The sequence below is a fragment of the Mesorhizobium australicum WSM2073 genome, assembly GCF_000230995.2.
Classification (GTDB): Bacteria; Pseudomonadota; Alphaproteobacteria; order Rhizobiales; family Rhizobiaceae; genus Mesorhizobium; species Mesorhizobium australicum.
The window spans coordinates 213,156-234,871 of the sequence record NC_019973.1 but is presented as its reverse complement, the minus strand read 5'-3'; the positions used below and the strand labels follow the sequence as shown (position 1 = coordinate 234,871).

The 21,716-nt window shown below is 62.9% G+C and carries 22 protein-coding genes; 9 read left to right on the top strand and 13 right to left on the bottom strand.

Annotation, left to right across the window (positions count from 1 at the left end; genetic code table 11):
• Positions 1-54: 54 nt before the first annotated feature.
• The 8 genes from MESAU_RS01065 to MESAU_RS01030 form a co-directional block, all read right to left on the bottom strand.
• Positions 55-1,698, bottom strand: coding sequence for a dihydroxyacetone kinase subunit DhaK (locus MESAU_RS01065; protein WP_015314196.1), 1,644 nt, complete (start codon positions 1,696-1,698; stop codon positions 55-57).
• A gap of 66 nt (positions 1,699-1,764) precedes the next feature.
• Positions 1,765-2,778 (bottom strand): ABC transporter ATP-binding protein, encoded by a 1,014-nt coding sequence (locus tag MESAU_RS01060; RefSeq protein WP_015314195.1) that lies wholly within the window; start codon positions 2,776-2,778, stop codon positions 1,765-1,767.
• Positions 2,771-3,883, bottom strand: a complete 1,113-nt coding sequence (locus tag MESAU_RS01055) for an ABC transporter ATP-binding protein (protein WP_015314194.1) — start codon at positions 3,881-3,883, stop codon at positions 2,771-2,773. Before MESAU_RS01055 ends, MESAU_RS01060 begins: the two co-directional genes overlap by 8 nt.
• Positions 3,884-3,885: 2 nt before the next feature.
• The gene (locus MESAU_RS01050; RefSeq protein WP_015314193.1) at positions 3,886-4,089 is read right to left on the bottom strand and encodes a hypothetical protein; all 204 of its coding nucleotides are present in this window, start codon (positions 4,087-4,089) and stop codon (positions 3,886-3,888) included.
• A 217-nt stretch (positions 4,090-4,306) separates the two neighbouring features.
• Complete coding sequence (locus tag MESAU_RS01045; protein ID WP_015314192.1) at positions 4,307-5,257, bottom strand: carbohydrate ABC transporter permease; 951 nt, start codon at positions 5,255-5,257, stop codon at positions 4,307-4,309.
• A complete protein-coding gene (locus tag MESAU_RS01040) occupies positions 5,254-6,201 on the bottom strand; it encodes a carbohydrate ABC transporter permease (protein WP_041163577.1) in 948 nt (315 codons plus the stop codon). Before MESAU_RS01040 ends, MESAU_RS01045 begins: the two co-directional genes overlap by 4 nt.
• 123 nt (positions 6,202-6,324) lie before the next feature.
• Positions 6,325-7,656 carry an ABC transporter substrate-binding protein gene (locus MESAU_RS01035; RefSeq protein WP_015314190.1) on the bottom strand — a complete coding sequence of 444 codons (1,332 nt, stop codon included), beginning with the start codon at positions 7,654-7,656 and terminating at the stop codon, positions 6,325-6,327.
• Between the two features lie 264 nt (positions 7,657-7,920).
• The gene (locus tag MESAU_RS01030; RefSeq protein WP_015314189.1) at positions 7,921-8,610 is read right to left on the bottom strand and encodes a PIG-L deacetylase family protein; all 690 of its coding nucleotides are present in this window, start codon (positions 8,608-8,610) and stop codon (positions 7,921-7,923) included.
• Between the two features lie 24 nt (positions 8,611-8,634).
• Between MESAU_RS01030 and MESAU_RS01025 the strand changes: the two genes are divergently transcribed.
• The 5 genes from MESAU_RS01025 to nhaA all read left to right on the top strand — a co-directional run bounded on the left by MESAU_RS01025 (position 8,635) and on the right by nhaA (position 15,454).
• The gene (locus MESAU_RS01025; RefSeq protein ID WP_023772505.1) at positions 8,635-9,525 is read left to right on the top strand and encodes a DMT family transporter; all 891 of its coding nucleotides are present in this window, start codon (positions 8,635-8,637) and stop codon (positions 9,523-9,525) included.
• 56 nt (positions 9,526-9,581) lie between these two features.
• A complete protein-coding gene (gene hrpB / locus MESAU_RS01020) occupies positions 9,582-12,044 on the top strand; it encodes an ATP-dependent helicase HrpB (protein ID WP_015314187.1) in 2,463 nt (820 codons plus the stop codon).
• Positions 12,045-12,070: 26 nt separating this feature from the next.
• Positions 12,071-13,402, top strand: coding sequence for an ActS/PrrB/RegB family redox-sensitive histidine kinase (locus MESAU_RS01015; protein ID WP_015314186.1), 1,332 nt, complete (start codon positions 12,071-12,073; stop codon positions 13,400-13,402).
• Between the two features lie 64 nt (positions 13,403-13,466).
• Positions 13,467-14,030 carry an ActR/PrrA/RegA family redox response regulator transcription factor gene (locus MESAU_RS01010; RefSeq protein ID WP_015314185.1) on the top strand — a complete coding sequence of 188 codons (564 nt, stop codon included), beginning with the start codon at positions 13,467-13,469 and terminating at the stop codon, positions 14,028-14,030.
• A gap of 230 nt (positions 14,031-14,260) precedes the next feature.
• Positions 14,261-15,454: a Na+/H+ antiporter NhaA gene (gene nhaA / locus MESAU_RS01005; RefSeq protein WP_015314184.1), complete on the top strand. Its 1,194-nt coding sequence runs from the start codon at positions 14,261-14,263 to the stop codon at positions 15,452-15,454.
• A gap of 214 nt (positions 15,455-15,668) precedes the next feature.
• Here nhaA and MESAU_RS01000 read toward each other — a convergent pair whose 3' ends face one another.
• Positions 15,669-16,169, bottom strand: coding sequence for an MmcB family DNA repair protein (locus MESAU_RS01000; RefSeq protein ID WP_015314183.1), 501 nt, complete (start codon positions 16,167-16,169; stop codon positions 15,669-15,671).
• 111 nt (positions 16,170-16,280) lie between these two features.
• Here MESAU_RS01000 and MESAU_RS00995 point away from each other — a divergent pair, with 111 nt between their 5' ends.
• The 3 genes from MESAU_RS00995 to MESAU_RS31010 all read left to right on the top strand — a co-directional run bounded on the left by MESAU_RS00995 (position 16,281) and on the right by MESAU_RS31010 (position 18,481).
• Complete coding sequence (locus MESAU_RS00995) at positions 16,281-17,225, top strand: IS1595 family transposase (protein WP_015314182.1); 945 nt, start codon at positions 16,281-16,283, stop codon at positions 17,223-17,225.
• Positions 17,226-17,418: 193 nt separating this feature from the next.
• Positions 17,419-17,991 (top strand): Panacea domain-containing protein, encoded by a 573-nt coding sequence (locus MESAU_RS00990; protein ID WP_015314181.1) that lies wholly within the window; start codon positions 17,419-17,421, stop codon positions 17,989-17,991.
• A gap of 298 nt (positions 17,992-18,289) precedes the next feature.
• Positions 18,290-18,481 (top strand): hypothetical protein, encoded by a 192-nt coding sequence (locus MESAU_RS31010; protein ID WP_157163616.1) that lies wholly within the window; start codon positions 18,290-18,292, stop codon positions 18,479-18,481.
• Positions 18,482-18,506: 25 nt separating this feature from the next.
• Here the strand turns inward: MESAU_RS31010 and MESAU_RS31005 are convergent, their stop codons facing one another.
• From MESAU_RS31005 to cueR, 3 genes are all read right to left on the bottom strand, one after another.
• The gene (locus MESAU_RS31005) at positions 18,507-18,713 is read right to left on the bottom strand and encodes a hypothetical protein (RefSeq protein WP_157163615.1); all 207 of its coding nucleotides are present in this window, start codon (positions 18,711-18,713) and stop codon (positions 18,507-18,509) included.
• 301 nt (positions 18,714-19,014) lie between these two features.
• Positions 19,015-19,485, bottom strand: a complete 471-nt coding sequence (locus tag MESAU_RS00975) for a nucleoside deaminase (protein WP_015314178.1) — start codon at positions 19,483-19,485, stop codon at positions 19,015-19,017.
• 108 nt (positions 19,486-19,593) lie between these two features.
• Positions 19,594-20,079 (bottom strand): Cu(I)-responsive transcriptional regulator, encoded by a 486-nt coding sequence (cueR, locus tag MESAU_RS00970; protein WP_015314177.1) that lies wholly within the window; start codon positions 20,077-20,079, stop codon positions 19,594-19,596.
• Positions 20,080-20,304: 225 nt separating this feature from the next.
• Here cueR and MESAU_RS00965 point away from each other — a divergent pair, with 225 nt between their 5' ends.
• Complete coding sequence (locus tag MESAU_RS00965) at positions 20,305-20,922, top strand: L,D-transpeptidase (protein ID WP_015314176.1); 618 nt, start codon at positions 20,305-20,307, stop codon at positions 20,920-20,922.
• Between the two features lie 159 nt (positions 20,923-21,081).
• Here MESAU_RS00965 and MESAU_RS00960 read toward each other — a convergent pair whose 3' ends face one another.
• The gene (locus tag MESAU_RS00960) at positions 21,082-21,651 is read right to left on the bottom strand and encodes a NifU family protein (RefSeq protein WP_015314175.1); all 570 of its coding nucleotides are present in this window, start codon (positions 21,649-21,651) and stop codon (positions 21,082-21,084) included.
• Between the last annotated feature and the right edge of the window lie 65 nt (positions 21,652-21,716).

Here is a 21,716-nt window from a genome sequence, read left to right as displayed (position 1 = left end):
TTGCACCTTGCCGGCAGTAGCGAAAGAGCGGTCGTTCGACAACTGGTGCATGCGTCAGGCCGTGACAAGCAGTGTGGCGGCCGCCGCGAACACCTCTGCCACGGCATGAGCACCCGGATCGACCACGCCCTGCAATCCGGCACCGACATAGGCGGACCGCCCGGCTTTTGCCTTCTCCATGGCCGCGGTGGCCTCCGCACCGCGCCGGGCTGCTGTCGCCGCGTCGCCAAGGCCGTTGCCGTCGAAGGCCTTCAAGGCCGGCTCCAGCGCATCGACCATGGTGCGATCGCCGGGTTTGGCGCCACCGTAGAAGGTCATGCGTTCAAGCCCGGCGAGCAGGGCCTTGGGCACACTGGCGCCAGCGTCCAGGGCCCGTCCGGCCGCCGTGAAAAAGATCGACAGCAGCACCCCGCTGGAGCCGCCCATCGATGCGCTCAATATGTCGCCCACTGCACCTAGGGTCGCCGCGGGGTCGGCAAGCGGCAGCGTGTCGAGCCGATCAAGAACGCTTCGTGCGCCCGTCGCCACCGTCGAGCCGGTGTCGCCGTCGCCCGCCTTGGCGTCCAGTCCGTTCAATGCCGCTTCGAGCGAAATCAGCTTCTCGCAGACCGTGACGATCAAGCGCCTGGTGCCGGCATCCTGGCTGGCCCTGTGTGCCGCGCTTTGTCCGGCTGCTTTCGCCATCGGTACGACAGCGGGCGCAACGAGCGGCTTGGCGGGCATCCAGGCGTGCGGGCCGACCGGCGCCAGCAAGGCGGCCTCGCGTGCCGCATCGAGTCGGATCAGCGACAGCGAGAACCCGTTCATGTTGAGTGCCGTCATCAACGATCCGGGACCGGTTGTGAACTTCACTGTCTTTGCCAGCGGTGAGGCAAGCACCGCATTGGCAACCAGCGACATTTCGAGCGGCGGCACGGAGCCGAGATTGTTGATCAGCAAGGCATGATCGGCCTTCGTGTCGAGCCGCCCCGCGAGGCGCTCCGCCATGACAGCCACCAGCTTATCGGCACTCTGCACCGCGATGCGCTCGACGCCCGGCTCGCCGTGGATGCCGAGGCCGAGCTCGCCATCGTTTTCGCCAAACCTGTCCTCGTGCGGATGGCCGGGAATGGAGCAGGACGACAACGACATTCCGAGCGAGATGATATCCTTTGCCGCCGCACGCGCGGCCGCCGCGACGGATGCCAGGTCCTTGCCGGCTTCCGACAGGTGGCCTGTTATCTTGTGCACGAATAATGTGCCGGCAACGCCGCGCGGCTGGGCGATGTCGGGCAGCGCGATGTCGTCGGCGACGATCACCATCTCGACGGCAAAACCTTCGGCGCGCGCCTTCTCGGCAGCGAGGCCGAAATTGAGCCGGTCGCCGGTGTAGTTCTTGACGATCAGCAGGCAACCGGCTGGTCCGGTGACCGCGCGAATGGCCGCCATAACCGCTTCGACGCTCGGCGAGGCGAATATCTCGCCCGAGACCGCCGCCGTCAGCATGCCTTTGCCGACGAAGCCGGCATGCGACGGCTCGTGCCCGGCGCCGCCGCCGGAGACGACGGCAACCTTGGACTTGTCCCAATCGGCGCGCAGCACGACCTTGATCTCGGGATACCCGTCGAGGCGCGCGAGGTCGCCTGAGCCAATGGTGCGCAACAGGCCGTCCAGGGCCTCGGTGACGATCGTTTCCCTGTGGTTGAAAAAGTGCTTCATCGAACTCGTCCCGTATTCGCAATCTCAATCGGAAGCCGGCGTCGCCTTGGCGGGCGCCGAAGCCGCTCACATCAATCGTTGTCCGTCGGCGCCGAAATAGAGCGGCGAGCGGTAGCGGATCACCACCTTGTCGCCTTGCGCCAGATCGGTGTCGGGATCGGTCAGCGTCACCAGCTTCTTCGGCCCCACCGTCACGTGCAGATGGTTCTGATCGCCGAGATGCTCGACCCAGTCGACGACGCCATCAGCATGGCCATTCACGGCCTTCTCGATCGCCAGGTGCTCGGTGCGCGCGCCGATTGTCCTGGTGCCGGCCGGCGCGCCGCCATCGGGAAGTAGCCCCGTCGGCAAAAGATTGATCGCGGGCTGGCCGAGCCTTGCAGCGACATGCAGATTTGCCGGTTCCGAATAAATGGTTCGTGGTGAACCGATCTGCACCAGCACGCCGTCGGCGAGGATGCCGATGCGATCGGCCATGGTCATCGCCTCGATCTGGTCGTGCGTGACGTAGAGCATGGTGGCACCGAGCTCGGACTGGATGCGCTTCAATTCGAGCCTGAGATCCGCGCGCAGCTTGGCGTCGAGCGATGACAGCGGCTCGTCCATCAGGTAGATGGAAGGCTTGCGCACCAGCGCGCGGCCGATGGCGACACGCTGCATTTCGCCGCCCGACAATTTGGTCGAACGGTTGGCAAGCTTGTGATGGATGCGCACCATCTTCGCGACCTCCTCGACCCGGCGGCGGATTTGGTCTCCCGGTATTTTCCGCGCCGGCGAGCGCAGTGGGAAGGCGAGATTGTCGAACACCGACAGATGCGGATAGAGCGAATATTGCTGGAAGACGAAGGCTGTGTCGCGCTCGGCCGGCGAAAGGGTCGTGGCATTGTGGCCGCCGATCTCGATCGTGCCTGCATCCGGCCGTTCCAGCCCTGCAATCAGCCGCAGTGTGGTCGTCTTGCCGGCGCCGGTCGGCCCCAAGAGCACGACGAATTCGCCGTCCGATATATGCAGGTCGAGCCCGCTGACGGCGACATGGTCGCCGAAGCTTTTGGTCACGCCTTTGATGTGCACGTCAGCCATGCTGCGCTCTCCCCTGAGAGGCGGTGTCGTGGATCGCCGTTCTCACCGCGCGCCCGGAGCCTTTTTCGAACAGCGACAGCCGCGCGCTGTTTAGAGTCAGGCCGACATGGTCGCCAGCATTGAGCCGGATTTCGGCCGGCACCCGCGCCTTGATGATGCCGTCCGCCGTTTCCACCGCGACGATCTGGGTGGTGCCGAGATATTCGGTGCCGTAGATGGCGCCGCGCAGCTTGGATGCATCGTCGAAGCGGATGTGTTCGGGGCGAATGCCGAGCGCCATGTCGGCAGGTGCTACGTCCTCGCGCACCTCTGGCACTGCCACTGTCGCCCCTTGGACGACCACCTCCTTAGCGCCTTTTGTGAGTCCACCGCCAAATTTCAAAAAATTCATCGGCGGCGAGCCGATGAAGTCGGCCACGAACATGGTAGCGGGGCGGTCGTAGATCTCGCGGGGCGTGCCGAACTGCTCGATGACGCCGTGGTTCATCACCGCGATCTTGTCGGCCATCGACATCGCTTCCATCTGGTCATGTGTGACGTACACGGTCGTCGCGTGGATGCGGTTGTGCAGTTCGCGCAGCTCATGGACCATCAGGTCACGGAATTCGGTATCGAGCGTGCCGAGTGGCTCGTCCATCAGGAAGCATTTCGGCCGCCTCACGATGGCGCGGCCGAGCGCGACGCGCTGGCGGTCGCCGCCGGCAAGACCGGATACGGATTTGTTGAGTAGATGGTCGATGCGCAGAAGCTTCGCCGTCTCCTCGACGCGGGTGCGGATCTCGGCCGAGGGCATGCCTTGCGCCAAGAGCGGAAAACCGATGTTCTTGCGCACATTCATGTGCGGATAGAGCGCGAACAGCTGGAAGACGAATGCGATGTCGCGCTCGCGGGCCCTGAGCATGGTGACGTCGTCGCCGCCGAGCAGGATCTGGCCGCCGGTCGGCAGTTCGAGCCCGGCGATCATTCTCAGTGTCGTCGTCTTGCCGCAGCCCGATGGCCCCAGCATGACGAAGAACTCGCCGTCCTCGACGACGAAGTTGGAATCCTGGACGGCGACGAAATCGCCGAAGGCCTTTCTCAGATGTTGGACGCGAATTTCGGCCATGATTATTCCGGGAACTTCGAGACGGTGATGAACATCACCGTGCCGGCGAGCATGGTGATGAAGGAATAGGTGTAGAGCGACAGCGCGAAGGGCTGGAACAGCATCAGGAAGCCGATGGCGATCAGCGCCGTGGCAATGTTTTCCATCAACCCGCGCCTGGCCCAGCGGGGCCAGCGCGATTTCCTGGAGATGGCGGGGCGCCTCATGCGTAGCGTCCTCCCTTTTCCCCGTTCAAAGGGAGAGATGGTTGCCAGGTGGTTCCCCCACTCCGTCGCTGCTCCGCTGCGCCACCTCTCCCCCCTCCGGAGGGGGAGGAAGGGAGCCTGGCTGAATCAAGTTCGCGCCCTTCCTCTACCCCATCAATCGTGGGAGAGGTGTCGAGCGAAGCTCGACGGAGTGGGGGGCGACTTATTCCCACACTAATCATTTGCGCACCGCACCGAAGGTGATGCCGCGCAGCAATTGCTTGCGGAGCAGGATGGTGAAGACCAGGATCGGCACCAGGAAGATCGTCGTGCCGGCCGCCACGGCCGGCCAGTCCTGGCCGCCTTCGCCTATGATGGTCGGGATGAAGGGCGGCGCTGTTTGTGCCGTGCCGGAAGTCAGCAGTGCGGCGAAGGCATATTCGTTCCAGGCGAAGATCAGGCAGAAGATCGCCGTGGCGGCAATGCCGGTGGTCGCCTGCGGCAGCACGGTGCGCCAGAAGGCCTGCAGCCGCGTGTAACCGTCGATCATCGCCGCTTCCTCATATTCGCGCGGGATTTCGTCGATGAAGCCCTTGAGCAGCCACACCGCGAGCGACACGTTGACCGCCGTGTAGAGCAGGATCATGCCGAGGGCGGTGTCCGACAGGCCAAGCTCGCGGTACATCAGGTAGATGGGAATGGCGACCGCGATCGGCGGCATGAAGCGTGTCGACAGGATGAAGAACAGAAGGTCGTCGGCGAGCGGCACCTTGAAGCGCGAGAAGCCGTAGGCCGACAATGTGCCGAGAAAGACGGCGCAGAAGGTCGAGCCGAAGGCGATGATCAGCGAATTGATGAAGCGCGGCAGGAAGTTGGATGGTCCGGCGATCACCATGTTGCGCTTGCGCACGGTCTCGTCGCAGAAGCCCGTCGCCGGTCCGAGCGAGTTGATATATTCAGGCGTCTGCCTGGTGCGCGTCGTGAACAGGTTGCAGTAGCCCTCGATGCTCGGCTGGAACACGATCTTGGGCGGGTAGGCGATCGAATCCGGCGGCGTCTTGAAGCTGGTGGCGAAGATCCACAAGAGCGGCACGATCGAGATCAACGCGTAGGCGATGATGATGGCGCCGGCGATGCGCTTCGAATTCGACGAGGGCGCGACGACCGAATGGGCTGTGGTCAGGCTCATCTCTGCTTCACCTTGTTGAGCGCCTTGACGTAGATGTTGGCGAGACCGAACACCGCGACGAACAGGATGATGGCGAAGGCAGAGGAATAGCCGGTACGCCAGCTCTCGAAGGCCTGCCGTTTCAGCGTGATCGAGGCGACTTCGGTGGTCGAGCCCGGCCCGCCGCCGGTGAGCAGGTTGACCATGTCGAACATCTTGAAGTTCTCGATGCCGCGAAACAGCACCGCCAGCATGATGAAGGGCAGCGCCATCGGCAGCGTGATCGACCAGAACTGCCGCCAGTTGGAGGCGCGGTCGACCTCGGCCGCTTCATAAATATATTCGGGGATCGAGCGCAGGCCCGCGAGGCAGATCAGCATCACGTAGGGCGTCCACATCCAGGTATCGACGATGATGATCGACCACGGCGCCAGCGAGACGTTGGAAAGCATCTGGATGCTTGTCGGCGGAATGCCCGACACGAACGAGATGACATAGGAAAACAGGCCGATCTGCGGCTCGTAGAGGAAGCGCCAGAAATTACCGACCACCGCCGGCGACAGCATCATCGGCACCAGGATCAGCGTCGTCCAGAAAGCGTGGCCGCGAAACTTGCGGTCGATCAGCCAGGCCAGCGTGAAGCCGATCAGCGTCTGCAAGAGGATGGTCCAGAACACGAAATGCGCCGTCGTCTGCATGGCGATCCAGATGTCCTGGTCGCCAAGGATGCGCTGGTAATTGGCGAAGCCGAGGTTCTTCACCACCTCGTTTGGCCGGTTCGCGCGAAAATTGGTGAACGACAGGTAGATCGCCCAGAACAGCGGGAAGATGTTGATGGCGAGCAGCAACAGGATCGTCGGCGAGATGAACAGCCAGGCGAGGCCCTTGTCGCTGATGCCCCGGACCTTGCGGGCCAACGGTTCCGGGGTCGCCCGGGCAACGGTCTCCGCGGTCCGATTGAGCATGGTCAGTCTTGCTTCGGTCACTTCGTTCGTCTCTGTCATGGAATTTATCTGAACCGCGTCCCGTGCCAAGGGCGGCACGGGACGCGGGGTCATGGCTCGGGAGGAGCCTTGCGGTTGTCGCGGCTACATCTTGCCGTCGTCCTGGAAGACCTGCGTCCAGTCCTTGACCAGGCCGTCGAGCGCATCCTTGGCCGAACCCTGGCCGGCCACGACATAGTCATGGAAGCGCTTCTGCGAGGCTTGCAGCAGTGGTGCGTAGCTCGGCTCGGCCCAGAAGTCCTTCACGATCGCCATCGAGTCGAGGAAGGTTTGCGCATAGGGCTGGCTGGCCGGGAATTTCGGGTCCTTGACCACCGCGTTGAGGCAGGAATAACCGCCGAGCGACCACCATTTGGCCTGGACGTCCTTGTTGGCGAACCACTTGATGTATTTCAGCGCCGATTCCTGCTTGTCGGAATAGGAGACCACCGAAATACCCTGGCCGCCGAGCTGGGCGAACTGGGCGCCGCCGGGACCCTTTGGATTGACGAAATAGCCGATCTTGTCGCCGCCGACATTCTCGTCCTTCTGCAGGCCCGGCCATGTGAAGGCGAAGTTCATGTGCATCGCCACCTGGCCGGATTTGAAGGCATCGACGCCTTCGCCCATGTAGCTGTTCGAGGCGCCCGGAGGGGTGCAGCAATCGTAGAGCGCCTTGTAGAATTCCAGGCCTTTGACGGCGTCTGGCGAATTGACGAAGCCTTCCATCTCGTAAGGCTTCTTCGGGTTCTCGTATTGGAAGCCGTAGCTGTAGAGCACGTCCATGGCGCCCATGGTGATGCCTTCCGAGCCGCGCTCGGTGTAGATCGAGGCGCCATAGACCGTCTTGCCGTCGACCTGCCGCTTCTGGAAAAATTCGGCGATCTGCTTCAGCTGGTCGAAAGTGGCCGGCGGGCCGAGGTCCCAGCCATACTTCTCCTTGAATTCCTTCTGCAGTTCGGGCTTGGAGAACCAGTCCTTGCGGTAGGTCCAGCCGACGACGTCGCCCATGGCCGGCAGCGCCCAGTAGTTGGGCGTGTTCTTCGGCCATTCCGAATAGCCGACGACGGTCGCCGGCACGAAGTCGTCCATGCTGATCTTCTCCTTGTCGAAGAAGTCGTTCAGCTTGACGTAATGGCCGTTCTCGGCCGCGCCGCCGATCCATTGGCTGTCGCCGATGATCAGGTCGCAGAGCTTGCCATGCGAGTTCAGCTCATTGAGGAAACGGTCGGCGTAGTTGGTCCACGGCACGAACTCGAATTTCATGCCGATGCCGGTTTCCTTGGTGAAATCCTTGGACAGTTCGACCAGCGCGTTGGCCGGGTCCCAGGCGGCCCAGCATAGCGTCAGGTCTTCAGCGTGCGCGGCGCTCGAGACGGCTGTCGACGCTGCGATCGCCGAGGTCAGTCCCAACGCCAGTTTCAAGCTCGATTTCATGCCTTCCTCCCATTTGCGAAACACGTCCGGATGACGGTCTCAAGATCCCTCAACCTCTCTCCTCAGAGGCCCAAACATGGCGGCGTCGTCGCATCGCGGATGTTTAGTAATTTGTTTAGTGATGCAATTTTTACTAAACAACGCAAGCGAATTCGTTGCTGCGCCGCAACATGCAGAAGCCGGTCTCTGAAAATGTTGGGAAAAGCGCCGGGCATCAGGCGGACGAGCGCGGAACGGGATACCCCTGGCCGATCGTCCGCGGGTTCAGTCGACCCGTTTGGTGCTCACCATCACCGTCCGGATCGGTGGCGCCGGCGGCAGCAGCGCGCGGATGTCGCCGAAGGGAAACGTCGGCTCGAAGCGGAAGGCTTCGGCCAGCGAACCTTGCGCGCCGTTGCATTGGCCCGAGCGAAAAAGGTTTTGCGTCAGTGCAATGTCAACGAAGCGGTCCGGGTCCTGCGACTGGTGCATGCGGATCGCCTTGGCCTTGATGTCGGCATGGGCGGAAATATCGACATAGTGCGTCGGCGAGAATCCGGTGCCGCCCATCGTATCGGCATGCAGCACCGGAACCCCGAACGAAGCAGCGATGCGCACGCCATCCGACAGCGCGCGGTGGTCGGCATGATAGTCGTTGGGCGCGTGCGTGATCACAAGATCCGGCCCGATCTCGCTGATCAGTGTTTTCAGTGCATCGATCAGCGCGGCGTCGGCCACCAGCCCGCCATCGGGAAAGTCGAGGAAGCGGGCTGCCGCCCCGAGCAGCGCGGCCGCGGCCATTGCCTCCTCGCGCCGGAAACGAGCCAGAACAGCGGGATCGCTGTTGCCGCCCCTGGCACCATCGGTAGCCACGGCAAAAGTGAGTTCTGCGCCTTGCGCGGCATAGGCGGCCATCGTACCGAACATGAAGATCTCGATGTCGTCTGGATGGGCACCGAGCGCCAGTATTTTCAACTTTCTCTCCCGGAAATGAAAAACGTGCCGAACGGAATCCTGCTCGCCCTGATCGCCTATGCAAGCTATTCGGGCAGCGATGCCGTTATCAAGAGCCTGGGCGGCCAATTCACGGTGTTCGAGATCGGCTTCTTCTCGACTTTGTTTGCCGGCTGCTTCCTCTTCTTCAGCCGGCCGGCCAACGAGCGCTGGCGTGATTTCTGGCGCGCCAAACGTCCCTGGGCGGTGCAGGCGCGAGCCTGGGCCGGCATCGCGTCGGGCGTGCTCAGCGTCTATGCTTTCACCACCATTCCGCTGGCCGAGACCTATGCGCTCATCTTTCTGGCGCCGCTCTGCGTCACCATTCTGTCCACCGTGATCCTCAAGGAAAAGGTCGGGCCCTGGCGCTGGCTGGCGGTGGTCGCCGGCTTTGCCGGCGTCATGCTGGTTGTCAGGCCGGGCTTTCGCGAGCTGCACCTTGGTCACCTTGCTGCTTTCACCATCGCTTTCCTCGCCGCCACCAACGTCATCCTGATGCGGTCGCTGGCGCAGCAGGAAAAACGCACGACCATGCTCGGCGTGCTGATCGGCTATGGGCTGCTGTTCAACGGCATCGGTGCCGCCGCGACCTCCTTCACCGTCCCGGATGGAAAACAGCTGGCATGGCTGGTGATGGCGGGCGCCTTCACCGCCTGTGGACAATTGCTGCAGTTGCTGGCCGCCAAATACGCTCCGGCCAACCGGATTGCGCCGACGCATTATTCGCAGATCGTCTGGGCGGTCATCCTCGGCGCGCTGTTCTTCCGGGAATATCCGGACTGGCTGTCGCTTGTCGGCCTCGCCGTCGTCGGCGGATCGGGCCTGCTGACCATGGTGCGCGAGGAAGTGCGGCTGGGCACGGTGCGCTGGAATCCGTTTTCCCGCGCACGGCTCTAACCAGGCCTGGTGCGATAAAGTTGCACGGCGCCCGCGACCGCTGATATGCGGGCGTAATGACGACCAAACCCTTGCCGGAACTTCCGGTATCCGCCGTGCTGCCGGCGCTGAGCGAGGCGCTCGGCTCTGGCAACAGCGCCGTGCTGGTCGCGCCACCCGGTGCCGGCAAGACCACGCTGGTGCCGTTGGCGCTGCTCGATGCGCCCTGGCTGGGCACGAGCAAGATCGTCTTGCTCGAACCGCGACGGCTCGCCGCCCGCGCCGCCGCGCGCCGCATGGCCGAGTTGCTGGGGGAAGAGCCCGGCGCCACCATCGGCTACGCCATGCGCATGGAAAACCGCACCTCGGCGCGGACGAAAATCCTGGTCGTCACCGAGGGCGTGCTGGCGCGCATGATTCTCGACGAGCCTGAACTGCCCGGCGTTTCGGCGGTCATCTTCGACGAATTCCACGAGCGCTCGCTCGACGGCGATTTCGGTCTCGCTCTTGCCCTCGATGTGCAAGGCGCGCTGCGGCCGGATCTGCGTCTGCTGGTGATGTCGGCAACGCTCGACGGCGCACGGGTCGCGAAACTCCTGTCGGGCGCGCCGGTGATCGAAAGCGAGGGCCGCGCCTTCCCCGTCGATGTCAGATACGACGAGCGGCCGGCCGGTGTGCCGATCGAGGACGCCATGGCCAAGGCGATCCGCGCCGCCCTTGCCGACGAGAGCGGCAGCGTGCTTGCTTTCCTGCCCGGCCAGCGCGAGATCGAGCGCACCGCCGAGCGGCTGGCCGGCAAGGTCGGCGCCGACACCGATATCGTGCCGCTCTATGGCCAGCTCGACGGCAAGGCGCAGGACGCGGCGATCAAGCCGGCGCCGCCAGGCCGCCGCAAGGTGGTGCTGGCGACCTCCATCGCCGAGACCTCCATCACCATCGACGGCGTGCGCGTCGTCATCGATTCCGGCCTGTCGCGGCTGCCGCGCTATGAGCCGGCCAGCGGACTGACCAGATTGGAAACCGTGCGCGTCAGCAAGGCCTCCGCCGATCAGCGCGCCGGCCGCGCCGGCCGCACGCAGGCGGGCGTCGCTATCCGGCTATGGCGTGCCGAGCAGACGGCGGCACTTCCCGCCTTCACACCCCCGGAAATCCTCGAGGCGGACCTGTCGGGTCTGCTGCTCGACTGCGCCGCCTTCGGTGTCGCTGATCCAGTCAGTCTTGCTTTCCTCGATCCGCCGCCGGCTCCCGCGCTCAATGAAGCACGGGCGCTGTTGCGGGCGCTTGGGGCCATCGATGAAGCAGGGCGGCTGACGGACGCCGGCGCTGCGATGCGCAAGCTCGCTCTGCCGGTCCGGCTGGCGCATATGGTCGCCGAGGCGGCCAGCAGCGGTCATGGTGGTGAGGCGGCCATGCTTGCCGTGCTGCTGACCGAGCGTGGCCTTGGCGGTGACGGTGCCGACCTCGAACGGCGACTGATGCACTTTCGCACGGAAAGATCGCCGCGTGCCACATCGGCGCGCCAGCTTGCCGAGCGCCTGGCCAGGCAGGTAGGCGGTGCGAAGATCAGCGGAGCTGTTCCAGCCGGAACCCTGCTCATCCACGCCTGGCCGGACCGCGTCGCCAAGGCGCGCGGCGAGCGCGGCCGTTTCGTGCTGGCCAACGGTTCCGGCGCCATGCTCGACGCCGGCGACCCGCTGGCGGGCGAGCCGTTTCTGGTCGTCGCGGACCTGCAGGGCAAGGCGCAGAATGCCCGCATTACGGCGGCTGCGGCAAGCAGTGAGGAGGACATCCGGGCAGCACTTGGCGGCAGGATCGAAACGCGCCGGCAGACGAGTTTCGATCGCGACAGGCGCGCCGTGCGGGTGCGCGAAACCGTGCGCCTTGGCGCCATCACGCTCGCCGAACGCATGTTGCCGCCGCCGGCCGGCGCCGATGCCGACCGCGCCATCATCGAGGCCCTGCGCGAGCATGGGCTTTCCCTTCTGACCTGGAGCAAGGAGGCGCAGACGCTGCGCCACCGGCTGTCCTGGCTGCACAAGGGCTTGGGCGAGCCCTGGCCCGACATGTCGGATGAAGCGCTCATCGCGCGCCTCGACGACTGGCTGCTGCCTTTTCTGTCCGGTGCGGCCTCCCTGGCCGCCATCGATCCCGGAACTGTCGCGGCCGGGCTGGCGTCGCTCGTGCCGCATGACCTGCAACGCAAGATCGAAGCACTGGCGCCGACTCATTTCGATGCCCCGTCGGGCAGCCATGTGCCGATCCGCTATGACGGCGAATGGCCGGTTCTGGCGGTGCGCGTGCAAGAATTGTTCGGCCTCGACCGCCATCCGTCGATCGCCAACGGCACCGTCCCCTTGACGCTTGAACTGTTGTCGCCGGCGCACCGGCCAATCCAGACGACGCGAGACCTGCCTGGCTTCTGGCGCGGCTCCTGGACCGATGTGCGCGCCGACATGCGCGGCCGCTATCCCAAGCATGTCTGGCCGGAAAACCCATTGCTCGCCGCCGCCACCGCCCGCGCCAAGCCGCGCGGGACCTAGCCTTTGCTGGTTTGCGGCTGTAATCCATGGCCATGATCAACATCCTGAACACGCCCGACTTCCAGCAAAGCCAGCGACTGCGCCTCAACACGCTGATCCGGCTGCGCTGGCTGGCCATTGTCGGCCAGAGCGTGACGGTGCTCGTCGTCGCCTACGGCCTGAAATTCCCGCTGCCGGTCAGTCTATGTTTTGCCCTTATCGCCTGTTCGGCCTGGATGAACCTGTTTCTGGCCTTTCGCTTTCCGGCCGCGCACCGGCTCACGCCGTTCGCTGCCTTCGGCATCCTGATCTTCGACAGCCTGCAGCTTGCCGGCCTGCTCTACATGACCGGCGGCCTGACCAATCCGTTCTCGCTGCTGATGACCGTGCCCGTCGTCATTTCGGCGACGTCGCTGCCCCTTCGCCTCACCGCCATCCTCGGCGGGCTGGTGATGATCGCGGCGACCTTGCTGGTCTTTCGCCATCTGCCGCTGCCCTGGTACGAAGGCGCGCCCCTGGTGATGCCCTTCATCTATGTCGCCGGCATGTGGATGGCGGTGCTGTCCTCCATTGCCTTCACCGCCATGTACGCCTTCCGGGTGGCCGCCGAAGCCCGGCTATTGGCCAACGCGCTCGCCGCCACGGAACTGGTGCTGCAGCGCGAGCAGCACCTTTCCGCGCTCGACGGGCTGGCGGCGGCGGCGGCGCACGAACTCGGCACCCCGCTCGCCACGATCACGCTCGTCGCCAAGGAGATGGAAAAGGCGCTCGGCAGCGATCCGAAATACGGGGAAGACGTGAAGCTGCTGCGCTCTCAGAGCGAGCGTTGCCGTGAAATCCTCAAGCGCCTGACCAGCCTGTCGTCGGAGGGCGAGGCACATCTGTCCCGCCTGCCACTGACCTCGCTGGTCGAGGAGGTGACGGCGCCGCATCGCGACTTCGGCATCTCGATCAAGCTTCGCCCTGGCGAGCGGACCGGGCCGGAGCCGGTCGGGCGCCGCAATCCCGGCGTCATCTATGGTCTCGGCAATCTGGTCGAGAACGCGGTCGATTTCGCCCGCAAGAGCGTCACCGTGCGCTGGAGCTGGGACGAGGCGACGGTCTCCTTCTCGATCACCGATGACGGCCCGGGTTTCCCGCCCGAGATCATCGACCGCATCGGTGAACCCTACATGTCGACACGCCAGGGCACGGAAGCCGGAGGCGGCCTCGGGCTCGGCCTGTTTATCGCCAAGACATTGCTCGAACGTTCGGGCGCCACGCTCGACTTTCGCAATTCGAGCGGCCTCGGCGAAGGGGCCGTGGTGCGGATTTCGTGGCCGAGAAGCGTCTTCCTGAACCCGGAATCGGCCCCAGCCACCATGTTTGACACTGCGTAAATTGGACAATGGCCCCGCAAAACTATATCTGCGTAAAAATAAGGCAGCAGGAATTTTCGAGACGATGACAGGCGATGAGAACAGTGGGCCTATGGTTGAAGGCGAGGACACCTCGCTTCTGATCGTCGATGACGACAAGCCGTTCCTGACCCGTCTGGCCCGTGCCATGGAAACCAGGGGTTTCGTGGTCGAGACGGCGGAGAGCGTCGAGGAGGCCGTGGGCAAGGCGCGCGCCAATCCGCCCGCCTATGCGGTGGTCGACATGCGGCTGGGCGACGGCAACGGCCTCGATGTCGTCGCCGCCATCCGCGAGAAGCGTGAGGACTCCCGCACCATCATCCTGACCGGTTACGGCAACATAGCCACCGCGGTGACGGCGGTGAAGCTCGGCGCCGTCGACTATCTGTCGAAACCCGCCGACGCCGACGATGTCTTTGCGGCATTGACCCGCACCACCGGCGAGCGCGCCGCGCCGCCGGAAAACCCGATGTCGGCCGACCGCGTGCGCTGGGAGCATATCCAGCGCGTCTACGAAATGTGCGAGCGCAACGTTTCAGAGACCGCACGCCGGCTCAACATGCATCGCCGCACGCTGCAGCGGATCCTGGCCAAGCGCGCGCCGCGCTGAGAGACTGTTTGGAAATTCTGCTCTGGCGGCCATCTGGCGGCGTTTTCTGCGCTTCCCTTGCTCACGGACGAATGTCCGCTGCGCTGCGGTTCTCAACCACCATATGACCAGTCAGAGCGAATTCGAAACAGTCTCCGAGGCGCTGAAAAGGGTCCCATGCTTGCCCGGCGGCCGGACTTTGCGCATCATTGCAAATGACGCACGCCGGCAGGCGGCATGACGGAGGCGACATGCAGGATTTGAAGCGACGGCCGGTTTCCGTCTTCCGCGAGTTCCTCGACAGTGAGGCGGCCGGCGGCATCATCCTGATGGTGGCCGCCGCCCTTGCCCTGATCGTCGCCAATTCGCCGCTCGCCGGGACCTACTTCTCGGTTCTCCACGCCTATCTCGGCCCGCTCAGCGTCTCGCACTGGGTCAATGACGGGCTGATGGCGGTGTTCTTCCTGCTCGTCGGGCTGGAGATCAAGCGCGAGATGCTGGACGGCCAGCTCTCGACCTGGCCACGCCGGGTGCTGCCCGGCATCGCGGCGGCCGGCGGCATGGTGGTGCCGGCGCTGGTTTATGTCGCCGTCAACAGCAACAATTCGGCCGCACTGTCCGGCTGGGCGATCCCGACCGCCACCGACATCGCCTTCGCGCTCGGCGTCCTGTCGCTGCTCGGCAGCCGCGTGCCGGCCTCGCTGAAGGTCTTCCTGACCGCGCTTGCCATCATCGACGACCTCGGCGCCGTCATCATCATCGCCATATTCTACACCAGCGGCCTGTCGCTGGCCTATCTCGGCGCGGCCTTCGCCGTGATTGCCGTGCTCGTCCTGCTCAACCGTATGCGGGTGATGAACCTTGTGCCCTATCTCGTGCTTGGCGCCATCCTGTGGGTACTGGTGCTGAAGTCCGGCGTCCATGCCACGCTGGCCGGCGTGGCACTTGCGCTGACCATTCCGCTCGAACGCTCGGCCGGCATCGGCCACGACCTTGACCAATCGCCGCTGCACCGGCTCGAGCACGGCCTGCACAAGCTGGTGGCGTTTATCGTCATCCCTATCTTCGGCTTTGCCAATGCCGGCGTTTCGCTCACCGGCCTGAGTTTTAGCGCCCTGATCGAGCCGCTCACGCTGGGCGTCGCAGCCGGTCTCGTCGTCGGCAAGCTGGTCGGCGTCTTCGGCTCCTCCGCGCTCGCCATCCGCTTCGGCCTCGCCGACCTGCCGGCCAACGCCGGCTGGCCGCACATGATCGGCATTTCGCTCCTGTGCGGCATCGGCTTCACCATGAGCCTGTTCATCGGCCTGCTCGCCTTCGCCAACGACGTGGCGCTGCAGGACGCGGTCAAGGTCGGCATCCTTGCCGGTTCCTTCATCGCCGCGCTGCTTGGTGCCGCGGTGCTGCTGATGGCCCCGGCCGTGGGTGGTGAGGAAGAGACGGAGTAGCCGTTCCGGGCTGGAGCATCTGCTGGCAACGCCGCGCCGCCTCTCACCTGGTTGCCGCCATCTCCCCGTAAACGGGTCGAAAGGGTGGGCCGCAACACAGCCGCCTTTTTCTGCAACGCCGGCGATCGGCGAAATCCATGATGAGAGCGCCCGGCAGGCAGATGAGGGGCGGCGCCAGCATCTGACAGTTGCGGCGTCAATTTCAGGGCCGCGATTACTCGCTCTCCCCCTCCAGCACCGGCACCGCGACCCCCGCCAGCTCCGCCGCCAGCAGCCGCGCCGCGCCGGCGCGCGCGATGCGCAGCATCAGCGCCTTGCGCGTCGCCGCCGCCATACGGTGCTCGGGCGCATCTCGTAAAATCTCGGCGCCATAGCCGTCGGAGAGAATGAAGCCGCATTCCTCGGGAAAGATTTCGGCCGGCACGCCGGGATGTGTGGCGAAAAAAAAGCGATCGGAATGCAGCCGGTAATCAGGCCATTTGCGGTCGACGCGAAAATCCTCGATCGAGGATTTGATCTCGATGATCCAGATATCGCCCTGCCGCGTCAGCGCCACGAGATCGGCGCGCCGGCCGGTGGCCAACGACAACTCGGGCAGCACATGCGCGCCCATCTGCATCAGCAACCGCTGCACGCCCCGCCGCACCAGCATGGCGCGCTCGGACTGGCGACCGTCGATCAGAGGGTTCAGGAGAATCGGGGAGATGATTGGCATGGCAGGCACCATGCCAGATTTTGTTCACGGTTTGAACCCGGTTTTTAACGGCGATTATATATTTGACAGACCCAATCGGACGTGCGATAACGATTCCAAGGAGTTACCGCAATGTCCGTTCTTTCCCGCCCCTACTTCCATGACGAAGCCGCCGCGTTCGAACACGTCGAGGGTATGCTGTGGCCACAGGGTCCGGTTTGCCATCATTGCGGCTCCATGGAAAAGCACTACGCATTGAAGGGCGGTCGCACCAAGCCTTCCAAGAAGAACCCGCACGGCTTGGAAATCCACGGCCTCTACAAGTGCAGCGATTGCCGCAAGAAGTTCACGGTTCGCATGGGCACGATCTTCGAGGAAAGCCATTTGCCGCTCCACATCTGGTTGCAGGCTTTGCACGCCATGTGCGCGAGCAAGAAGGGCGTCTCAGCTCATCAACTGCACCGCGCTCTGGAAATCACCTACAAGTCCGCTTGGTTCATGTGCCATCGTATTCGCGAGGCCATGCGCTCTGGCGACTTCACGCCCATGGGCGGCGCTGGCAAGACCGTAGAGGCCGACGAAACCTATATCGGTCGCCTTGCCGGTACTCCGGTGAAGACTGGCGGCGGCGCACACAAGAACACTGTCGTTACGCTAGTAGAGCGTGGTGGCCGCGCTCGTTCGTTTCACGTCGATACCGCTCGCATTGGCACGATCCTGCCGATTGTCCGCGCCAACATCGCCAAGGAAAGCGCGTTGATGACGGACGAGGCTGGCATGTATCGCCGCGTGGGCCAGGAATTCGCTTCTCACGATGTAGTCACGCATTCCAAGGACGAATACGTTCGCTACGAAGGCGAAAAGACCATCCATACGAACACCGTGGAAGGCTACTATTCGATCTTCAAGCGCGGAATGAAAGGTGTCTATCAGCATTGTGCCGAGCACCATCTGCACCGCTATCTGGCAGAGTTCGACTTCCGCTATTCGAACCGCATCGCGCTTGGCGTGGACGATAACGTTCGTTCTCTCATTGCCCTGCGCGGTGCCAAGGGCAAGCGCCTCACGTATCGATGAGATCACGTCCGCCCGACACCTGCATTATCGCAAACCAGTGCAGCTTGAATTACCTCTGTGGCAAAACAAAAGACGCCGCAAGTAGTTGATTTTGCATGGCTAACGCCGAATCGGACGGGCCGATACATTAAAAATGTTGGCATGTCAACGACCAATGAGTTACAATGCATGTCCACAAAGATGATTCGCTGCTATGCACTTGCCCTCGAAAAAATCACTTAACTTTTCCTATCCCGTTGAGCGTGGGCTCCAGCGGTTTAGGGAGCTTATTATCTACATTTCCGATAAATCGAAGGACGATCCAGATTTTGGGTCTGTCAAGCTAAACAAGATCCTCTACTTCGCCGATTTTATCGCCTACGAACGTTTTGGAGTCCCGCTAACTGGGATGGTCTATCAAAAACTTACCAACGGGCCGGCTCCTCGTGCGCTCTTGCCAGTTCGCGCCGAACTGATCGAAGAGGGAGCAATCCGCTTAGAATCAGTTCCGACTTTTAGCTTTGTGCAATTGCGAACTGTCGCCTTGCGTAAGGCGATCACCGACTTGTTCTTTGCGGATGAGATTTCCCTCGTAGATGAAATCATAGCGGACCTGAGTGGCCACAATGCCACGGATGTCAGCCTGCGAAGTCATGACCTTCGGTGGAAAGCGGTTCAGTTGAATGACCCCATTCCATACGACTTCATATACCTCGATACCAACCAGCTAACCGACGACGATATACGTCGTTCGAAAGAGCTAGCGGGTGAATTTGGCTGGCGCTAGTTGGACGAGAACGACTGGGAAATCGTTGAGGAACGGGCCTACACAGCATCTCTGCTAAAATGCGGAGACATCACGGCTGTTGAGATGGCTCTCTATGGCGTCGACTATGGTCTTCGACGCAATCCATTGAGCTTTCCCGTCGTTCCAGGTTTAGCTGAAACATATTTCGCCAAAACTCGTTTGAGGGTGATCGAGGGTAGTGTCGTTCCGTCTTTAAGGATGTGGTTCCGGCCGAATCCGCGAGATCGGATAGTGTTCAAACTCTATGTCGAGCCATGCGCGCCCGGGGAGATGAAATTTGGCGAAAGCTTCTGGGATACAAAAGACGATGATGGCTTCCCGTTCTAAGAAATCGCAGATCGATAAGTTCCGCGAGCTAGCGCGGGAGATCGAAACCGTCGATTCCGAAGAGCCTTTGAATGAAGCGCTTAGGAAGGTCGCAAAGGTGCCGCCTCCGAAGAACGACAAGAAGCCATCCGATGAGCGGTGAGGGAAGCCGCTTGGCACTCACCGCGCTAACCTTCGCGATAGTCGCATGTGCTTTTTTCCTGACGAGCAATATGAATCCAGGCCAGCGCGTTGTCGCGCTCGTTGCCGTAGCTGTTTTGAGCCCGATTTTGATCGGTTTTCTCTACATGATTTCCATTCTCATGCAGTTTGATGGCCACTCGATGTAAATAGGTGGCGCGAGCCATCGGGAAAGATGGGTCTGTCAAATACATAATCGCCGTTAAAAAAGCGATTATATACTTGACAGAGCTGGAGGGAGTTTGCCGGCTGACCGGGGCGGCTCGGCGGTTTGGGGGGACATCAATACGGGCAAAACCGCCGAGCCTGACTGGCGGCGGCAAATTTGGGGATTTGGGAGTTCGCCGTCAGCTTTGACCAGGATATCGCAGGGTTGACCGGTTGGCGTCATTCGAACGAAGGGCGGCGTTTCCGCTCGAGTCCATGTAGCAGTGGCCCACATTGCGCCTGTGTTCGGTCCGCTCTTTCTGACCTTTCGCGGGACGTGGAGAACCATTACCGCTGCCAGAACCCCCGGTGCACCGATACAAGTTCATCCTCAATTTCGGGGAAGGGGCCGTGGACATCGATCTTCTTCTGTCCAGAGCCGAGCACAATTCGCGCGGACAGGCTCATCGTCGGATTTTCGGGATGGTCGCCTGTCAGCGCGAGAAGCTCGGTCTCCTCGAAGCCATAGACCAGCTGGCCGATATTCGCCCAGTAGAGCGTTCCGGTGCACATCGCGCAGGGCTCGCCCGTCGAGACCAGCGTGCATGTCCAGAGAAACTCCGGCGGATAGGCTGCCGCCGCGCGCCGCGCAAGTTCGGTCTCGGCGTGATGCAGGGTGTCGATATTGCCTTGGCGCATGAGGATTGCGTCGTCGGGGCCGACCAGCACCGCGCCGAACGGATGGTGGCCGTGCGCGGCAGCCTCGCGGGCGACCGCATCGGCGGCGCGAAGGTGGGCGAGCATCTGGTCGCGGGTCATGCGCTCTCTCCGGTCGTTGGGGTCACCGGCCGGCGACCAGCGGCAGTACTTTTACCCTACGCTGATATCAGAGCGCGTAATATACCACACGAACCCATGCTGGCGGCTTCACGAGCGCGTGGCAAGGCGGCTAACGCCGCCTTCGCCCAGGCCACCCTCTTCAACAGGTGGTCTATCGCTTCCGCGGTTGGGTTTGCCGCCGGCCAACGCCGCCCCCGCCATGTCATCCAAAATCGGGCAGTCCGGCCGCTCGTCGCCATGGCAGGCGTGAACGAGCTTCTGCAGCGTCGAGCGCATCGATTGCAGTTCGCGCACCTTCTCCTCGATGGCGGTGACGTGGGCGGCGGCGATTGCGCGCACGTCGTGGCTGGCGCGGCCGCGATCCTTGTAGAGCGCCATCAGCTGGCGACAATCGTCTATCGAAAAGCCGAGATTGCGCGCGCGGCGCAGGAAGGCCAGCCGGTGGATATCGTCGCCCGAATAATCGCGATAGCCGTTGGCGGCGCGCGCGGGCGCGATCAGGCCGATCTCCTCATAGTAGCGGATGGTCTTGGCCGGCAGGCCTGAGCGGTGAGCGGCGTCGCCGACATTCATGACGGATCCTCGAGTTTCGCGGGCCTGCGATTCAGGCCCATTGAATTTCCTTCACAATCCGGTGAAGTATGTTGCCGAAATGCCATAGTGATACGCATACCAGCACGTAAGTCCCCGCATATAGGCATCGTGTGCTTGGCAAGCAAAGCAAATGCCAGCATGAATGATGGCGAGAAAGCGGCCGACTCGTGCCGCTCTAGTTTGGGCGGGGCACCGGATCACCACATGCGCATGAAGTCGCTTGCAATAATCGCCGCATTGGCGCTGTCCACTGCTATTGCCGGTTGCAGCACCATCGGCGGGCAGATGTTCTCCAACGACTATGGCGCGGTGACCGATGCCGGTTACCAGCTGCCGCGTATCCCGATCGAGAAGGTCCCCTCGAAGTACCATCGCCAGGAAGTGAGTTACGACTCCAAGGAAAAGCCCGGCACCATCATCGTCGATACGCAGAACAAGTTCCTGTACTTCGTCGAAGGCGATGGCCGGGCAATCCGCTACGGGATCGGCGTCGGCCGTGAGGGCTTCGAATGGCACGGCACGGCCCATATCGCCATCAAGCGCGAATGGCCGACCTGGACGCCGCCTTCGCAGATGATCAAGCGCCAGCCCGAACTCGCCAAGTTCGCCGGCGGCATGGATCCGGGCCTGAAGAACCCGCTCGGCGCGCGCGCCATGTACCTGTTCAACAAGGGCGGTGACATGGGCTACCGCCTGCACGGCAGCCCGGAATGGAACTCGATCGGCAAGGCCATGTCGTCGGGCTGCATCCGGCTGATGAACCAGGACGTTATCGACCTCTACAATCGCGCCGAGGTCGGCGCCAAGGTCATCGTTCTTTAGACCATGATCCCGGAAAGCCTGTCCGCTTTTCCGGCATATCGTGGTTAAACTGGAAGTCGCCTTTCATACGCGGACCGTCTAGGCAACAACGGACGTCCCAAACAGAAAACCGGGCAATTCGGCCCGGTTTTTTGTTGTCCGTGGGTGGGAAATTGCCGTCTAAGAGACCTGCTCGACCTGCTGCACTTCCGGCACGAAATGGCGAAGCAGGTTCTGGATGCCGTGCTTCAGCGTCGCCGTCGAAGACGGGCAACCGGCGCAGGCGCCTTTCATGTGCAGGAACACGGTGCCGTTCTCGAAGCCGCGGAAGGTGATGTCGCCGCCGTCCTGCGCCACCGCCGGGCGCACCCGCGTGTCGAGCAGCTCCTTGATGGTGATGACGAGTTCCTCGTCGGCCTTGTCGTAGAACTCGCCGGTCTGGCTGGTCTCGGCGGCGGGGCCGGCCTTGGCCATGACAGGCGCACCGGACATGAAATGCTCCATGATCGCACCGAGGATCGCCGGCTTCAGGTGCTGCCAGTCCGGGCCGTCTTTGGACACGGTGATGAAATCGTAGCCGAAGAACACGCCGGTGACGCCGGGAATTTCGAACAGCCGCCCAGCCAGCGGCGAAGCAATGGCCGCACTGTCGGCATCGCGGAAATCGGCGGTGCCTTCTAGGAGCACTTCCTTGCCGGGCAGGAATTTCAGCGTCGCCGGATTGGGCGTCGACTCGGTCTGGATGAACATGGCCGTCTCCATGCCCGTTTGGGCAACTAGTTTGGAATAGTTCTAAATAGGCTCTATCGGCTGGA

Bases quoted from the DNA above. Each gene is read 5' to 3' on its own strand.
- MESAU_RS01065 (WP_015314196.1), bottom strand. From the start codon at position 1,698: ATGAAGCACTTTTTCAACCACAGGGAAACGATCGTCACCGAGGCCCTG.
- MESAU_RS01060 (WP_015314195.1), bottom strand. From the start codon at position 2,778: ATGGCTGACGTGCACATCAAAGGCGTGACCAAAAGCTTCGGCGACCAT.
- MESAU_RS01055 (WP_015314194.1), bottom strand. From the start codon at position 3,883: ATGGCCGAAATTCGCGTCCAACATCTGAGAAAGGCCTTCGGCGATTTC.
- MESAU_RS01050 (WP_015314193.1), bottom strand. From the start codon at position 4,089: ATGAGGCGCCCCGCCATCTCCAGGAAATCGCGCTGGCCCCGCTGGGCC.
- MESAU_RS01045 (WP_015314192.1), bottom strand. From the start codon at position 5,257: ATGAGCCTGACCACAGCCCATTCGGTCGTCGCGCCCTCGTCGAATTCG.
- MESAU_RS01040 (WP_041163577.1), bottom strand. From the start codon at position 6,201: ATGCTCAATCGGACCGCGGAGACCGTTGCCCGGGCGACCCCGGAACCG.
- MESAU_RS01035 (WP_015314190.1), bottom strand. From the start codon at position 7,656: ATGAAATCGAGCTTGAAACTGGCGTTGGGACTGACCTCGGCGATCGCA.
- hrpB (WP_015314187.1), top strand. From the start codon at position 9,582: ATGACGACCAAACCCTTGCCGGAACTTCCGGTATCCGCCGTGCTGCCG.
- MESAU_RS01015 (WP_015314186.1), top strand. From the start codon at position 12,071: ATGGCCATGATCAACATCCTGAACACGCCCGACTTCCAGCAAAGCCAG.
- MESAU_RS01010 (WP_015314185.1), top strand. From the start codon at position 13,467: ATGACAGGCGATGAGAACAGTGGGCCTATGGTTGAAGGCGAGGACACC.
- nhaA (WP_015314184.1), top strand. From the start codon at position 14,261: ATGCAGGATTTGAAGCGACGGCCGGTTTCCGTCTTCCGCGAGTTCCTC.
- MESAU_RS01000 (WP_015314183.1), bottom strand. From the start codon at position 16,169: ATGCCAATCATCTCCCCGATTCTCCTGAACCCTCTGATCGACGGTCGC.
- MESAU_RS00995 (WP_015314182.1), top strand. From the start codon at position 16,281: ATGTCCGTTCTTTCCCGCCCCTACTTCCATGACGAAGCCGCCGCGTTC.
- MESAU_RS00990 (WP_015314181.1), top strand. From the start codon at position 17,419: ATGCACTTGCCCTCGAAAAAATCACTTAACTTTTCCTATCCCGTTGAG.
- MESAU_RS31005 (WP_157163615.1), bottom strand. From the start codon at position 18,713: ATGTATTTGACAGACCCATCTTTCCCGATGGCTCGCGCCACCTATTTA.
- MESAU_RS00975 (WP_015314178.1), bottom strand. From the start codon at position 19,485: ATGACCCGCGACCAGATGCTCGCCCACCTTCGCGCCGCCGATGCGGTC.
- cueR (WP_015314177.1), bottom strand. From the start codon at position 20,079: ATGAATGTCGGCGACGCCGCTCACCGCTCAGGCCTGCCGGCCAAGACC.
- MESAU_RS00965 (WP_015314176.1), top strand. From the start codon at position 20,305: ATGCGCATGAAGTCGCTTGCAATAATCGCCGCATTGGCGCTGTCCACT.
- MESAU_RS00960 (WP_015314175.1), bottom strand. From the start codon at position 21,651: ATGTTCATCCAGACCGAGTCGACGCCCAATCCGGCGACGCTGAAATTC.